At 62.0% G+C, this 14,716-nt stretch carries 11 protein-coding genes, 1 tRNA gene and 2 pseudogenes; 6 read left to right on the forward strand and 8 right to left on the reverse strand.

All coding sequences use genetic code 11. The features are described from left to right. Positions 1 to 535: 535 nt before the first annotated feature. From NGM68_RS04575 to NGM68_RS04585, 3 genes and pseudogenes are all read right to left on the reverse strand, one after another. Complete coding sequence (locus NGM68_RS04575; protein WP_252700470.1) at positions 536 to 1,408, reverse strand: class 1 fructose-bisphosphatase; 873 nt, start codon at positions 1,406 to 1,408, stop codon at positions 536 to 538. A 2-nt stretch (positions 1,409 to 1,410) separates the two neighbouring features. Beyond that, a complete protein-coding gene (locus NGM68_RS04580; protein WP_252700471.1) occupies positions 1,411 to 2,199 on the reverse strand; it encodes a class I fructose-bisphosphate aldolase in 789 nt (262 codons plus the stop codon). Between the two features lie 833 nt (positions 2,200 to 3,032). Then, positions 3,033 to 3,542 (reverse strand): annotated as a pseudogene (locus tag NGM68_RS04585) (hypothetical protein); the annotation flags it as partial. 272 nt (positions 3,543 to 3,814) lie between these two features. Here NGM68_RS04585 and NGM68_RS04590 point away from each other — a divergent pair. From NGM68_RS04590 to NGM68_RS04600, 3 genes are all read left to right on the forward strand, one after another. Beyond that, positions 3,815 to 4,669: a 3-hydroxyacyl-CoA dehydrogenase family protein gene (locus tag NGM68_RS04590; protein ID WP_252700472.1), complete on the forward strand. Its 855-nt coding sequence runs from the start codon at positions 3,815 to 3,817 to the stop codon at positions 4,667 to 4,669. 93 nt (positions 4,670 to 4,762) lie between these two features. Beyond that, positions 4,763 to 5,194 (forward strand): methylated-DNA--[protein]-cysteine S-methyltransferase, encoded by a 432-nt coding sequence (locus NGM68_RS04595; protein WP_252700473.1) that lies wholly within the window; start codon positions 4,763 to 4,765, stop codon positions 5,192 to 5,194. A gap of 147 nt (positions 5,195 to 5,341) precedes the next feature. Beyond that, the gene (locus NGM68_RS04600; protein ID WP_252700474.1) at positions 5,342 to 5,794 is read left to right on the forward strand and encodes a hypothetical protein; all 453 of its coding nucleotides are present in this window, start codon (positions 5,342 to 5,344) and stop codon (positions 5,792 to 5,794) included. 57 nt (positions 5,795 to 5,851) lie between these two features. Here the strand turns inward: NGM68_RS04600 and NGM68_RS04605 are convergent, their stop codons facing one another. After that, on the reverse strand, positions 5,852 to 6,898 hold the full coding sequence (locus NGM68_RS04605; RefSeq protein ID WP_252700475.1) for a phytoene/squalene synthase family protein: 1,047 nt from the start codon (positions 6,896 to 6,898) through the stop codon (positions 5,852 to 5,854). A gap of 135 nt (positions 6,899 to 7,033) precedes the next feature. On the opposite strand from NGM68_RS04605, the gene NGM68_RS04610 reads away from it, so the two are divergent. Beyond that, positions 7,034 to 8,176, forward strand: a complete 1,143-nt coding sequence (locus NGM68_RS04610; protein ID WP_252700476.1) for an acyl-CoA dehydrogenase — start codon at positions 7,034 to 7,036, stop codon at positions 8,174 to 8,176. A gap of 59 nt (positions 8,177 to 8,235) precedes the next feature. Here NGM68_RS04610 and NGM68_RS04615 read toward each other — a convergent pair whose 3' ends face one another. Beyond that, on the reverse strand, positions 8,236 to 8,523 hold the full coding sequence (locus tag NGM68_RS04615) for a helix-turn-helix transcriptional regulator (RefSeq protein ID WP_252700477.1): 288 nt from the start codon (positions 8,521 to 8,523) through the stop codon (positions 8,236 to 8,238). 244 nt (positions 8,524 to 8,767) lie between these two features. On the opposite strand from NGM68_RS04615, the gene ddfA reads away from it, so the two are divergent. Further along, positions 8,768 to 9,040 (forward strand): DdfA family disk-determining factor, encoded by a 273-nt coding sequence (gene ddfA, locus NGM68_RS04620; protein ID WP_252700478.1) that lies wholly within the window; start codon positions 8,768 to 8,770, stop codon positions 9,038 to 9,040. Between the two features lie 122 nt (positions 9,041 to 9,162). Here the strand turns inward: ddfA and NGM68_RS04625 are convergent, their stop codons facing one another. Both NGM68_RS04625 and NGM68_RS04630 read right to left on the reverse strand, forming a co-directional pair. Next, positions 9,163 to 13,167 carry a DUF7282 domain-containing protein gene (locus NGM68_RS04625; RefSeq protein WP_252700479.1) on the reverse strand — a complete coding sequence of 1,335 codons (4,005 nt, stop codon included), beginning with the start codon at positions 13,165 to 13,167 and terminating at the stop codon, positions 9,163 to 9,165. A 547-nt stretch (positions 13,168 to 13,714) separates the two neighbouring features. Then, positions 13,715 to 14,182, reverse strand: a pseudogene (locus tag NGM68_RS04630) (VOC family protein). Between the two features lie 72 nt (positions 14,183 to 14,254). Between NGM68_RS04630 and NGM68_RS18160 the strand changes: the two are divergent. Beyond that, positions 14,255 to 14,383 (forward strand): hypothetical protein, encoded by a 129-nt coding sequence (locus NGM68_RS18160; protein ID WP_256469928.1) that lies wholly within the window; start codon positions 14,255 to 14,257, stop codon positions 14,381 to 14,383. Between the two features lie 221 nt (positions 14,384 to 14,604). Here the strand turns inward: NGM68_RS18160 and NGM68_RS04635 are convergent. Next, positions 14,605 to 14,707 (reverse strand) — tRNA-Gln (locus NGM68_RS04635). Positions 14,708 to 14,716 lie beyond the last annotated feature (9 nt).

The following is a 14,716-nucleotide window of genomic DNA, read 5'->3' on the forward strand; positions in this document are numbered from 1 at the left end:
TTTGGGGATGAACGCCCCCACCACGAACTCACTCACCACGTACGCCTCCACCACGACCGCGCACCTGGCTGCCAGGTCACGACGGCTTTTGTGACGGCTCGAGTCACTAGCTGGACGCCATCGGATGCTGTTCTCCCAGAGTGCGACAGCTGGCCACCCCGAGTTCGAACGCTCGCTCGCAAAACCGTCGAAAATCGAATTACAGAAGGGCCGCGTTCAGGTCTCGATGCCTAACTCGGCGAACGACGGCGTCCGTTCGACGTCGTCACCACATTGTGGACACGAATCCATTTCGTCTGTGATGTACGTCGTCGAACAATCAGAACACGTGTATAGCGGGGTTGGTTGGCGTTCTTTGGCATCCGACGGTTCCGATTCGGGACGCGAGTCTGCCACCGTAAACAATTCAACTACCTGTCCGAGTATACGCGGTGCCATGTCTGCTCGATAGCATTGGCAACGGCCCGGTGCTTAAAGGCAGTGCTCGTTCACAGGGACTGCTACGATCACCGAGTGACGAGCACCGAACGACGAGCTACGAGAGGTGGCTCTCGAGTCGGTCGACGTACGACTCGTTGCCGACGTACACCGGCGTTCGCTGGTGGACGTCCGTCGGTTCGACCGCGAGCAAGGACTGCTCGCCGTCGCTCGAGCGCCCGCCAGCCTGTTCGACGATGTAGCCGATTGGGTTCCCCTCGAACTGAAGACGCAACTTCCCTTCGGGGGCCGACTCGAGCGTCGGATACGCGAAGAGGCCGCCGTAGGTGAGCACCTGGTTGACGTCGCCGATCATCGCCCCGCCGTAGCGGAGTTTGAGTTCGTCTTCGATCTCTCGGACGTACCCTTCGACGTCCGCTGGCCAATCGGGCGTACGTCCCCCGACGCCGTAGACGACCGGTTCTGCGGGAAGTCGCACGTCTTCGCGAACGACGGTTCGTTCGCCGCCGCTCAACTCGTACTCCGTGACGCCGTCGTCGGTGGCCACCATCATCGTCGTGATCGGCCCGTAGAGGACGTAGGCGGCGGCGACGATGGCGTCACCACGAGCGGGCAACGGTTCGTCGTAGACGCCGACGATCGTTCCCATCACGTTGTTCGACTTGAGGTTCGAGGAGCCATCCAGGGGGTCGACGGCGACGGCCAGGCCTGGCTCGAGGCTCCCGCAATCGTGACAGTCGTCCTCCTCCTCGCTCGCGTACTGGACGACGCCGTCGATCGACGACAGCCGCTTTCGGAGGAGCTGGTCGGCCCAGACGTCGGCCTCGAGCTGGGTCTCTCCGCTCGGATTCTCCTCGTCGACGGGGACGCGACGGCCGATGAGCCCCTGACGGATCTCCGTGGCCGTGTAGGCGACGGTGCCGAAGATCGAGTCGACGGTCTCGTCGATCGAGGGAAGCGAGGCGGACATGATCAGGACTGGATGGCGGCGTCGGCAGTTTCGCCCCCGTAGATGACCTTCTCCAGGGCGTCGAGGATCTCTTCTGGGTTCTCACGCTGCCAAACGTTTCGGCCTACCGCGAGCCCCTTCCCGCCGGCGTTGGTGTGGGCTTCGACCGTCGAGAGGAACTCGTAATCGTCGACCTTCGAGCCGCCGCTCATGACGACTTTCATGTCGCCGGCACATTTGACGGCGTGAGCCATCGCTTCCGGATCCCCGGGGTACTTCACTTTCGCGATGTCGGCACCGAGCTCGAGCGCCAGGCGGGTGGCGTAGGAGATGGTCGACGGTTTGGTGTCGTTTTTCAGCCCTTGTCCGCGCGGGTACGACCACATGACGACGGGGAGGTCGTACTCGCGGGCGGCCTCCTGCACCTCGCGGAACTCTTCGGCCATCTCGACCTCGTTGTTCGAGCCACCGTACAGCGTGAAGCCGACGGCGTCGGCACCGATTTCGGCGGCGTAGTCGACCGAGCAGTTGATCGCGGAGTCGGGTTCGCCCATCCAGAGGTTGGAGGTACCGTTGAGTTTCACGAGGAGGTTGACGTCGTCCTCGTAGCTCGGGTAGTAGCCCTCGGCGATCCCCTTTTGGACGGCGATACAGGTGACGGCGTCGTGGGTCGCGGTTTCGAACACTTCGGCCGGGTCGAGTTTGTCCGGTACGTCTTTGAAGTCGACCGGCCCGTGCTCGAGACCGTGATCCATCGCCAGAATCAGGCTGCTTCCGTCGCGAACGATCGGTGAGTCGTCGATTGGTCGCATCTGTCTGACTCTCCACCATCTTCCCATATATGATTGGCGGTGTTATCAGCTGAAAAATACTTTCTCGAGTAGTAAATTGTGTGGGTAGCGGGCTCGAGAAGGGGTGACCGAGTGTCACACTGTTCGGCTTCTGTGAATGTGACAGGTGCTTCGGGGGGTCGAGGGTTGCTGCGATACGACTGCGTTGAAACCCGTAGCTATTGCTGGATGGTGACTTCTACCATGTCCGGTGTGTTGGATTCGTACTGTGGCGGAGATCCGCGCGACGGGCAACAACGTCACGATGACGGCTCCGACGCCAACTCCGGGACACATGACGTTTTCGGTGGTCGTCTTCGTCCGCAGTGAACTCTCTGGAGGTTCGGCGGAAATGTAGTGTTAGTTTACGTTGGTTCGACCACGTACCGAAGCATCGACGACCCAGTAGATCGCGGCGAGGCACGCTGATTTGTACGTTGGCCAGATGACAAATTTTTATTCACTACGTTTGGTTATTGTGCCTATGGAACGAAGCACCGAAGCACCGTACGGAGCACATCTCCGTTCGATTCGATCCGCCATATCTGCTCTAGCGGTAGCGGTTTTAGCCCAGCCCCTGCTAATGGCTGACGAATACTATGGGTTCTTCCTGTTTCTCGTCACACTCGTGCTCATCGTCCACTCGTTCGTACCGACGTTAATGCGCTCGTAACACCCTGGTGTGGTTCTCGGAGGCGAATCCCTGGGTTCCCGACACGGAATCGAACACTACTCGATATACTCGTTGTAAACACTGCCAGAATAGGCGAGCGTTGAGACACTCGGTGTGGGAATGTTGGTCTCTGTCGGCGAACTCAATCGACGAGCTCTCGAGCCGCGTGTCGCCACGTCCGGACGTGTAACACGCTCAGATCGAGCACCTTCGCGACTTCCGTGGCGTTGATCGTCGCGAGTCGCTCGGCGGAATTGATGCCGGCTTCACCGAGCGTCTCGGCCTTTTCGGGGCTGACGCCGGTCACCTTCGTCACCGGCGTGGGCCGTGGCCAGGGACGTTCGCCGTCATCGTCCGACTCGTTGTCGGTCGTTCGAGAGGACGTCCACTCGAACGCCTGCCAGGTCTCGTCGGCGCTGGCGGCCACCCACTCTCGTTCGGCGTCGCCCAGTCCGCGTACCTCGCTCGAGCGCCGGGTGAGGTCGCCGTCGGTTTCGAACGACCAGGGGAGCGACCACTGCCGGCGAAGGGCGTCAGCGGCCGCTTCGTCGACGCCCGCATCCAGCAACATCCGGTACGAACAGTCCCGTCTCGAGACGACCGCCGGGTCGATGCCTGCCTCCTCGAGCGCCTCGCGGTGACGATCCTCGAGGAGACCACCGTGCCTGCCCGTCGTTTCGACCACGTTTTCCTTACTCACCCAATTCACCGAATTAGGTATATCTCTGCAGCCGACACCTTGAATGTTCCCCCTCGAAAATCGCTATCCGGTTCGACGTCTGACGCGTTCGTCGGCCGTTGCTGATTGCACTCGCTCGCTGCTCGTTGCACTCGTGTTCGTCGCCGTCTGTGGGTTACACTCACTGCGTAGGAGACCAACCGGGCATCGCTACACTTACCAGTAAATCGCCAGTACAGTCGGCCATGGTACGCCAGGATATCGATCGCATCGGCGTCGTCGGTGCCGGCACGATGGGCAGCGGCATCGCACAGGTTGCGGCCACCATGGGCTACGACGTGGTCATTCGCGACATCGAGACTGACTTCGTCGAACGCGGTTTCGAGACGATCACCGATAGCCTCGAGCGATTCGCGAGCAAGGACGCGCTCCCGGACGACCCGGAGACGATCCGCGGGCGAATCACGGGGACGACGCAGTTGGCCGACCTCGCCGACTGCGACCTCGTCGTCGAGGCCGCCCTCGAGGACATGGCCGTCAAACAGGACGTCTTCCAGGGCCTCGAGGCCCACTGCGACGACGACGTGTTGCTGGCCACCAACACCAGCACGCTCTCGATTACCTCGATCGCCGCGCCGCTCGAGCACCCAGAGCGCGTCGTCGGCCTCCACTTCATGAACCCGGTACCGATCATGGAGGGCGTCGAAATCGTCGTCGGCGAGAAGACGAGCGACGAGGCGACGGCGCTGGCACACGAGATCGCCGAGGATCTCGGGAAGACGACCTGGGAGTCCGACGACAAACCCGGCTTCGTCACCAACCGAATCCTGATGCCCTGGATCAACGAAGGGATCCGGGCTTTCGACGAAGGCGTCGCGAGCAAGGAAGACATCGACGCGGGGATGGAACTCGGGACGAACGTCCCGATGGGACCGCTGACGCTCGCCGACCACATCGGCCTCGACGTCTGCCTCCACGCCTCCGAGACGATGTACGAGGAACTCGGTGACCGCTACAAGCCTGCCTACCTGCTCAAACGGAAGGTCGAAGCGGGCGATCTCGGCAAGAAGACCGGGAAGGGCTTCTACGAGTACGACTGACAGGCACGACTCTCGAGTCGAGTCCCCTCGAGCGAGGTGGGTTTCCCTCGACGGGACAGATACACTCTCTACCCTCGAGCACAGACGTACTGCATGGACGTTTCGGTTCTGGACACGACGATCGAACTCGACGAGTCGGTGATCGCCGACCCACCCGCCGACGTTCGGTCACAGGTTCGCGAATACGAGCGTGGGGAACGACGATCCTTCGACCTCGAGGTCGCCTTCCCCGCGGGAACAACGGGTGACGTGATGGCCGCGATGCTCGAGATCCCTTACGGCGAGACGCGGACGTACGGTGAACTCGCAGCCGCGCTCGAGACGGCCCCCATCGCCGTTGGGCAAGCGTGTGCCCGCAATCCCGTCCCGCTGGTGGTTCCGTGCCATCGCGTGGTCGGCAGTGACGGCAGCCTCAACGGCTACTCCAGCGGAGACGGCGTCCCGACGAAGCGACGATTGCTGGATCTCGAGGCGCAGGTTGCGGGGACGGAACCAGTGCAGACGCGGTTGGTCGATGACCGTTGACACGTTCGGTGTTCTGGATCCGTAGTCGTTCTCGTGGTTCTCGAAATTGCTTCCAATCGTCTCAGCGAGTCTCGAAAAAGCTGCCCATCTCCCCGGCCACTCGAGCGCACCCTCGACTTTTTATCAGTCGACACGAATGTTCGGCCGATGCCCTCCATCAACACGTTCAGCCGTCGAACGCTCGTCGGCGCTGGCCTCGGTGGGGTCGGTGCCCTGCTCACTGGCAGCATCGCCTGGAACCAGTACGCGAGGCGCAACTACCTGACCGTTCCCACCCTCTCCGCGAGAAACGCCTCCGAAGAACCAGTAACGCTCACAGTCGACGTCGGCATTGACCTCGAGGAGCCACGGACGAGCACGCACCGGCTCGAGGCAGCCGGGCTCGAGGACGGAGCGAACGAAACCTACATCACCGGCCCCTGGATCAAACGCGCACGGCTGTGGGCGATTCGGGCGGTGGCGGGCGAGGAGACGCTCGTCCTCTCGAATTCGGAACTGAACGACCGGGCAAATACCAGGTGGGGAGCCGACGCCATCGAGGTCACGATCGTCGTCACCGCCGATGGGGGCCTCGAGAGCGAGGTCGCCGCGGTGGAGTAGTCACTGCTCGATGACTGCTGGGCACCAACGCAGAAAAGTGGGCCAACGGCTATCGTTTCACTGATGAAGCGGCTTCTCCGACATCTCGCTACGCAACTCCTCGAGCGCCGATCGCGAGATATCTTCCTCGAAGTGCTGGATGACGGCGAACACCTCCGCCCGTGAGATCTTGACGTTCCCCTCGCGGATGACGTCCTCGGGTCGCTCTCGAAGCTCTCGAAGCGTCCCGACGGCGAGCAGGTAAGGAATCGCCCACGCCGACAGCGTGTTGCCGTGGCGTTCCGGCAGCACCTCGAGGTACTGCTGAGCGTCGTCGAGATATCCCTCCGCGCGGCCGGTCACGCGCTTGATCACGTTCGTGACGCCGCTGTGGTGATCCTCGTCGGTCACCGCTTCGACGGCGACGTCCTCTTCTGCGAGCCACTCCGCCGGCAGGTAGACGTTGTTCTCCTCGTGATAGTCCGCCTCGACGTCTTTGGCTATATTGACCAGCTGGAGGAGTAACGCGAACGACCGGGCGTTGTTCCGTAACGTCTCCGCCCGATCCGGCGACGTGCCGCGGGCGACGAGACCCGTAATGAGTGTTCCAACTGTCCCGGCCGCGTACCAGCAGTACTCCTCGAGTTCCTCGAGCGTCTGCAGCCGAAGTCCGCCCTCGTCTGCGTAGCGAGCGGTGAACATCGCCATCCCGTCGACGAGTTCGCGAACGGGTTCGCGCATGATCTCGCGTGGTTCCGCCTCGAGCGATTCGAACGTTCGAACCACTCGTGGCGTCTGGGCGACGACTTCCCAGTCGCTCGTGCGTTCGTCCGGGATCCACGGCTCGACGTCATCGAGGAACGCCTCGGCGTCGAGGTCGCTGGACGGATCGAGCACGTCGTCGTAGGCTTCGAGCAAGGTCGTCTGTTCGGCCGGCGGGATGTGGCCGGCGTCCTCGATGGTGTCCGCGATCCGGCAGAGGAGATATCCCAGGCAGATATGGCGTGCCATCGGTTCCTCCAGTCGATCGATCGTGATCGAGAAGGTGCGTGAGACGCCGTGTACGGCCTCATAACACCACTCGAGGTCGGCGTCAGTAGTTGCGGAGGGTTGGCCCGTAGTCATCTATCGTGTTCTATTAGAGGTCATTCCGGAAAAACACCGCGGTCGCGGTCGATGCTACCCGGGATCCGACGCGCGAGGTAGTGGAATCGATCTGCGTATAACAATAATAAAGGTGCGTCCGGCGAATTTCCACACATGGACTTCAGTCTCTCACCCGAGCAGGCCCAGATTCGCGACATGGTCGCGGAGTTCGTCGACGAGGAGGTCGTCCCCGTCGCGAGCGAGATCGACCACGACGACGAGTTCCCCGCCGACCTCGTCGAACAGATGGGCGAGTTGGGGCTCATGGGCATGCCGTTCCCCGAGGAGTACGGCGGTGCTGGCCTCGATTATCACTCCTATGCCATCGGTATCGAGGAGATTTCCCGGGGTTCGGGTGGCCTGGGAACCGTCGTTGCCGCGCACATCTCGCTCGCGGGGAACATGCTCTACGAGTTCGGTGACGAATCTCAGAAAGAGACCTATCTGACGCCGCTGGCCGAGGGCACCGACATCGGCGCGTTCGCGCTCTCGGAGGCAGGTGCCGGCAGTGACGTTCCCTCGATGACCACGACGGCCGAACGAGACGGGGACGAGTACGTCATCAACGGTAACAAACTCTGGATCTCGAACGGCTCGGTCGCCGACACCGTCACTGTCTTCGCCAAAACCGACCCCGACGCCGGCAACCGCGGCATCTCCTCGTTCGTCGTCCGTCCCGAGGAGGACGACGGCTTCTTGGTCGAAGGCACCGAGGACAAACTGGGCGACAAGGGCTGTCCGACCGCAGAGTTGCGCTTCGACGACCTTCGAATCCCCGCCGACCGTCGCCTCGGCGAGGAGGGCGACGGCTTCATCCACGCGCTGAAGACGCTCAACGGCGGCCGCATCACCATCGCCGCCCGCGGCGTCGGCATCGCTCGAGCGGCCTTCGACGAGGCTCGCTCCTACGCCACCGAGCGCGAACAGTTCGGTCAGCCGATCGGGGACTTCCAGGCGATCAAGCACAAGATCGCCGACATGGACACGAAGATCCAGGCCGCGAAGCTGTTGATGCACAACGCTGCCGACAACAAGATCCGGGGCGAGGACTACATCACCGAGGCCGCCCAGGCGAAACTCTACGCCAGCGAAGTCTCCCGCGAGGTCGCAAACGAGGGCATCCAGATCCACGGCGGCTACGGCTACACGAAGGACTTCCCGGCCGAGCGCTTCTACCGCGACGCCAAACTCAACGAGATCTACGAGGGTACGAGCGAGATTCTGCGGAATACGATCGGCGATCGCCTGCTCGACTGAGCGGCTCCGTGAACTTGCTTTCTGGTCGGTGTCCTCGATATTCGTCTTCTCGAGACTCCTTACTCAGCACCTTCCTCGAGACACTCCCGCACCCACGAGCCGTGTCCGCGGACACGGTCTTCGCCGGCCTGGCTCAGCCGATAGACGTCGTGGAGACCCTGGACGTCCTTCTCGACGAACCCGGCCTTCACGAGCGCCGAGAGCGATCCATAGAACGCCTTCGGCTCGATTCGCTCGTCGTAGTGGGACTCGAGGGCCGATTTGAGTTCTTGGCCGCGTGCCTCGTCCATCGCGGCGAGTAGAAAACAGATGTCGCGCCGTCGTCCACTTTGCAGCCACCGTGTCATGGGTCGTGATTCGGCCGTCGAGGCTACAGTCGTTTCGGTCGCCTCCTGAGCGAGAGACTGAGGTTTGTAGTAACAACTGAAACGGTTTTACACTGATCGCCGACACGTCTGGCGATCGGGTGTACAATGACGTGCAGTGGCTACTATACAGTCGAGATGGCCGTCCTCGCGCTCCATTGGTCTCAATGTGAGTCTTTGAGAATTGGATCTTCTATTTATATGGATCGCAGACTTCGTTACCTCCATGAACACCACAGCGACTACCACGATCTCAACTGTCTCTTCGGACAACCCTGACGAGGTCATCGAAAGCGTTGTCACCGCTGTCGCAGACGCAGCAGGTGTCTCTCCACTGCAGTTACCACCGCTGCTGAATGCGGTCGACCCCGATGCGCTGGATCGGATCGTTCGAACTGGCAGCCATGATCTGACTGTCGAGTTTACCTACCACGGGTATCGAGTACGTGTTTCCGGTGACGGGTACGTCACTGTAAGGGCGCTCGATGACGGGCAGTAGAGTGCGGATTTTTGTACCAACTGTGGCATAGAATATGCGTCACCAGCTCCCCCACCTATCGTCGACCAACACGAGTGGTTTCTCCATCGGTTCGAATCCACAATTCTCCGGTGTGACCGGTATCAGTGCACGATTCCGGTCGCCGGCTGTGCCCGGGCATCCTGCTGATCGCCCACCGGTTCGGCCACTTCGACGGCTGTCGACGCCTGGGTGTCGGCCGTACGGACGGTGACCTCGAGGTCGCCGACGTCGTCCGGCCCGGTCTGGACGGTAACGACGAGTGTCGCCGTTTCGCCGGGGGACAGGGACACGACGTCGGTCGCGGCGTCGGCGAAGTCTCCAACGTCGAAAACGACCTCGCCCTCGCCGGCCGCCTCACCAGTGTTCGTCACGTCCGCGACGATGTCGAACGACGCGCCCGCCTCGACGGTCGCTGGCGCGTCGATGCCCGTCACTTCGAACGCCGGTTCTCCTGGTTCATCGACGGTGATCGTCACCGAATCGCTCCCCGCTTCTGGAGCGGCCACGTCCGGATCGGCGATTCGAACCGTCAGGTCGATGATTCCGACGACGTCCTGTGGAGGATCGACGGTCATCGTGAGCGTCGTCGCTTCGCCGGGCCCGAGCGAGACGTCCTCGGTCACAGCTGCCTCTTGCGGGCCGACGTCGAGAACCACGGGGCTCTCGCCGCTTCCGGCACCCAGGTTCTCCACGTCGACGACGAGTTCGATCGGTTGATCGGGTTCGACGGTTTCTCGAGCGTCGACGATCGAAACGGCGAACGCCGGAGCCAACGTGAGTTCGGCTCCGTCGGCAACTGGGTCACCGTTCGCGTCTAGATAGGGGCCGTCGTGGACGCCCACTGCATCGAGGCTTTCGAAGGCGAACTGCTCGTCACCGGTCAGGTCGCGATGGACGACCGCGACGAGCGTTCGATCCTCGTCGATCGGTTCCTCGAGCGCCACGGTCACGTCTTCGTGCGATCCGGGCTCGAGGTAGTCGGAGACGCCGAGGACTGACTCGTCCTCGATTGGGGCGTCCGCCTCGTAGAGGGCGACGAAGCCGCCTTCCGAGAGGGTCACGTCATCGATAGTTGCGTTCGTCCCATCTGACTCCTGGTCGACGAACGTCAGTTCGGCGGTCGGTCGCTCGCCGAAGCCCAGTTCCTGACAGTCCTCGATAGTCGCGGGGTTCGGATTCTCGAGCACGTTCTCGTCGCCCGCCTCGAGTTCGTCCGGCTGCTCCCCAGTCTGGGAGAGGTGGACGAACTCGACGTAGTGAGTGAACTCGCTGTACGGGTAGAGATCGGTCGTCGAGAGCACCGTCCCGTCCTCGATCGGCTCGTCGACCGTCTCGGCGAGGTCGTCGTCCGTGAGGAGCGTCGGGGTGTCGACCCATGGGCCCTCCAGGTGCGAGATTTGCAGGGAAAGCCCTTCGAACGCGGTGGCATCTTGAATCTCGATCGTCGTACAGTCGAGGAACGTCACCGGTGTGTCGACAGTGTACTCGATCCCGCTCACCGCTATTTCCGCGTCGTCCTCGGCGGCTCTGACGGCAATCTCGATTTCCGCGTCCTCTTCGAGCGACGGATCGAGGTCGAGCGTCAGGTTCTCGACCGACTCGTCGGCTTCGAACGCGTCGCTCCGAACGGTTTCGTCGTCGTAGTGCGCCTCGAGGTAGTACTCGACGTTCGCGGTGGCCCGGTCGACGGTTACCGTTTCGCCGTCGCCACTCTGGTCGGCGACCTCGAGTTCGGCGGTCGGATCGAGGATTTCATCAATTTCGTCTTCGTCTTCAATCTCTACCTCATCATCGACTTCGTCCTCGTCACCGACCTCGACCTCGTACTCGACCGTTGCGGTCGATAGCGCTTCACCGTCTTCGGCGGCGCGGATCGACACGTCAACGTTCGCGTCTTCCTCGAGCGGGGTTTCGAGGTCGAGCGTGAGGCTGGTGGTCGTCGCGTTCGCCTCGAAGCGTTCGCTCTGGACGATCTGATCGTCGGCTCGCGCCTCGACGTAAAACTCGACGTTGGCCGTGGCGTTTTCGATCGTCAGCGATTCTCCGTCGCCGGTTAGATCGTCGATGTCGAGGGTTGCAGTGCGCTCCTCGACGACCGTCACGTCGAACGACGCCGCTATCGGCTCGCCACCCGCTCGGACGTACTGGGGATTCTGGTCGCCGTCGGTATCGACGGAGTCGAACTGTCCGTCGCCGTCGGCGTCCTGGTATGGAACGGCAAACAGCGTGTGCGAGCCGGCCTCGAGCGCGTCGGTCTCGAACTCGGTTCCGGGGACGTCAGCGAACAGCGTAACGGTGACCGAGTCGTGTTCTCCCGGTTCGAGGTAGTCTGAGACGCCGATCACGCTATCGACGCGCTCCCCCTCGAGCCAGCCGGCGTCGTGAATCGCGACAAATCCGCCCTCCGAAAGGGTCACGTCGTCGATCGTGACCGTTTCGCCGTCGATGGTCTGGTCGGCGGTTCGCACCGTTGCGTCGCCGTCGATGGGTTCTTCCTCGGCCGTTCGATCGACCGCGTGCACAGAGGCTCGCTCGCGAACCTCGGCTTCGCCCTCGAGGCCGTCCGCGGCCGATTGCCGGACGGTGTCTGCAGCGGTGTTCTCGGTGATCCGTTGCACCTGTTCGACGGTGACCCGCTGGTTCTGCACCGCGGTCGCGACCGCTGCACACGTCGCTTCGGCGGCCATCTGTATCTGTACGACCGTCACGCGCTGTTCCTGCGTAACCGACAGTGCGCCCTTCGACGCGCCACGGGCGATCGTCTGCACCTGGTGTACGTTCACGGTCTGGGACTGCTTGACCGCACCCGTTCCGGCCCCTCTCGAGGCCGCCTGGATCTGCGTCACGTCGACCACCTGGTGCTGGACAGCCGACTCGACGGCACCTGTCGCGGCACCACGAGCGGCGTACTGCACCTGCGTCACGTGAACCGCCTGTATCTGGACGAGCGACCCCGTCGCCGCACCGACGGCCGCCGCCTGTATCTGCTCGATCGTCGCCTCCTGGCTCTGGTAGATCGCACCCGTCGCGGCACCGAGAGCGGCCTTCTGAATTTGTGTGATCGTTACCTGCTGAATCTGTGTGATCGACAGCGCGCCCTTTCCGGCACCGCGTGCGGCGACCTGCGTCTGTTCGACGGTCACCTGCTGTTTCTGCACGAGCGCCCCTTCGGCGGCACCCATCGCGGCCGTCTGTACTTGCTTGATCGTCACGTGTTGTTGCTGTTCGACGGTGACGGTCTGCCGTTGTTCGACCACACCGTCGAGTACACCGGAAGCCGCGCCAGCGGCCGCGTGTTGCACCTGTTCGACGGTTATCTCCTGGTGCTGGGCGACGTGGTGCTGGGGCGCGTGCTTCTGTTTCTTCGCGCCTTCGAGCGCGCCGTGGGCTGCACCCTGGCTCGCTTCCTGGATGGTACCGACGTGGCCGATTCCCTTCTTCCCGGCCTCGTGTGCTGCACCACCAGCGGCACCGCGAGCGGCGTGCTGGATCTGTTCGACCGTTACTTCCTGGTGTTGGTCGAGCGCCCCGTGACTTGCCCCCCACGCCGCGTTCTGTAGTTGCGTGACGTTCGCCGTCTGGTGCTGGCTCAACGCGCCGGACGTACTGCCGATCACGGCGGACTGGAACTGGGTCTCCGTGACCGTCTGGTGCTGGAGCAACGCGCCGTGTACCGCTCCCGTTGCGGCATGTTGCACCTGCTCGACGGTAGCCTCCTGATGCTGTTCGACGGCCTCGGAGGCGGCCGATTTTGCGGCCAGTCGTTGCTCTTGAGTGACGTTGATGCCCTGTTCCTGGGCGAGTTCGATTCCCTTCTCCGCACCCTCCTCCGCCGCCTCGTGTTTGGACTGTGGAGTGTCATCGTCGTCTTGGGATGGCGACTGCCCGGATTCGTCACCGAACTCGACGAGTTCGATGTTGGTGTCGTTCTCGGCTGCTGCCACGGTAGCACCCGACCCACTCGCACCGGCCGCGGCCGATTCCTGCTGGTTCCCTTCGGTCACGATGTCGCCAATCGATCCACTATCGACCGACAGTCCGGCGGCGCTGACGATCAACCCACCGGCGACCACGCCGACCAGAAGTACAATCAGAACCCCTCTCATCGGTCGACGGAGCCCCTACATCCTGCGTGGAACGCCGACTCGAGCGTGGTTGTTAGATCGATTGGTAGGTCGAGCGTGGTTGGTACGCATTTTCCGGTGTCCGTACGCGGTCGCGGTGAGTTGCTCCAGCCGGTTGGGGAACGCAGAATCATCGACTGAACAGGTCGTCGCGGCGGTATAAACGGATCCTACCGTTCGCTCCCGTTCCAGTCGGTAACCGTCTTTTCCGTTACACCTGGGCGACGGGATGGGTACGCTCGTCCTATCAGGGGTCACAAACTCGAGTCTGCAGCGCTGAGTAGGCGAAGCGCGAGTTCCGAGCGACGTCCACCGAATCTGGAACGTCTCGCCGAGTAATGTCGAATTTCGAACAACGTAATTCTGCGTGGTCGGCGGGACGGACACCGTACGGTGTCGACGACCGTACCTCGAGGACGCGACCAGTCGAGTCCGGATATGCGTTCGTTGTCGTCGAAGGAGATTCGAACTGATTTCGCTCTCGAAACGTGAATACGAGCACTACGGACTACGGACAACGGAATACGGACTACAGCGGATCACCGCGGACGAACAAGCCGGCGTCGTCGGTTTCCCGGTTCTCGGCGTAGAAGTCGTGGTACTCCATGAGTTGAAAGAGCGTGCCCGTCGGGTTCGAGGGCGAGACGAACACCTCCGTCCAGTCGTCGTAAGTCTGGTAGTCGACCGTTCGGTAGCCGACCTCCGAAAGCACTTCTACTGCCCCGTCGATGTCCGCCACTTCGAGCGTCACGTGATGAAGACCGGGCCCCTGCTGACCGAGAAACCGGGTGAGAAACGACTCGGTACCCTCGAGTGGAGCGATGAGTTCGAGCCGGGAGGCGTCCCCGAACCGGTACGTCGCCTACGTGAACTTCTGGTCGGTGACTTCCTCGTGGACTTTTTCGGCACCGAAGGCGAGGAGCTGTCCCTCGGCCTCGTCGATGGCGTCGACGGCGATACCGATGTGGTCGATGCGCATGGCAGGTGGCTCGCTCATGAGTGAGGAGACGGATGGGGTGACAGTAATTCTAGGGTCGCCCTCGAGTTCGACAAAAGGCTCACCAGACTGATGATCGATCGAAGAAACCAAAACCAGGAACTCTTCCAGAAATTCATGGACAACGACGAGGTGCAGGACATCATCACAGAACACCTTCGGAAGGCCGTTTACGAAGCGAGTCAAGAAACAGAGGCCTGAGTCAGCCACGCTATTTCAGAAGATAATTTCTCGCGTCCGTTTGCTTGCTCGTTTTTGCGCTCTCGCTTCCTAACGACCGAACACCACGCTTGACGATTCGGACTAACAGAAGAGTACAAAAAGAACCCGCGGATACTGAAGCCTCCTCGAGATCCGACTCACCGTTCGCAACATCCATTGTGCACTACTCACGGCTGCCAGGATTCAAAACTCCAAGTTAGTAGTCCCGGGCGGATTCGAACCGCCGTCAATGGCTTTCTCTCGTACCAGCCGAAACTGTGTACGTCCAAAGGCCATTATGATTGGCCACTACACCACGGGACTGCGTACTCG

The organism is Natronosalvus vescus (assembly GCF_023973145.1).
GTDB lineage: Archaea > Halobacteriota > Halobacteria > Halobacteriales > Natrialbaceae > Natronosalvus > Natronosalvus vescus.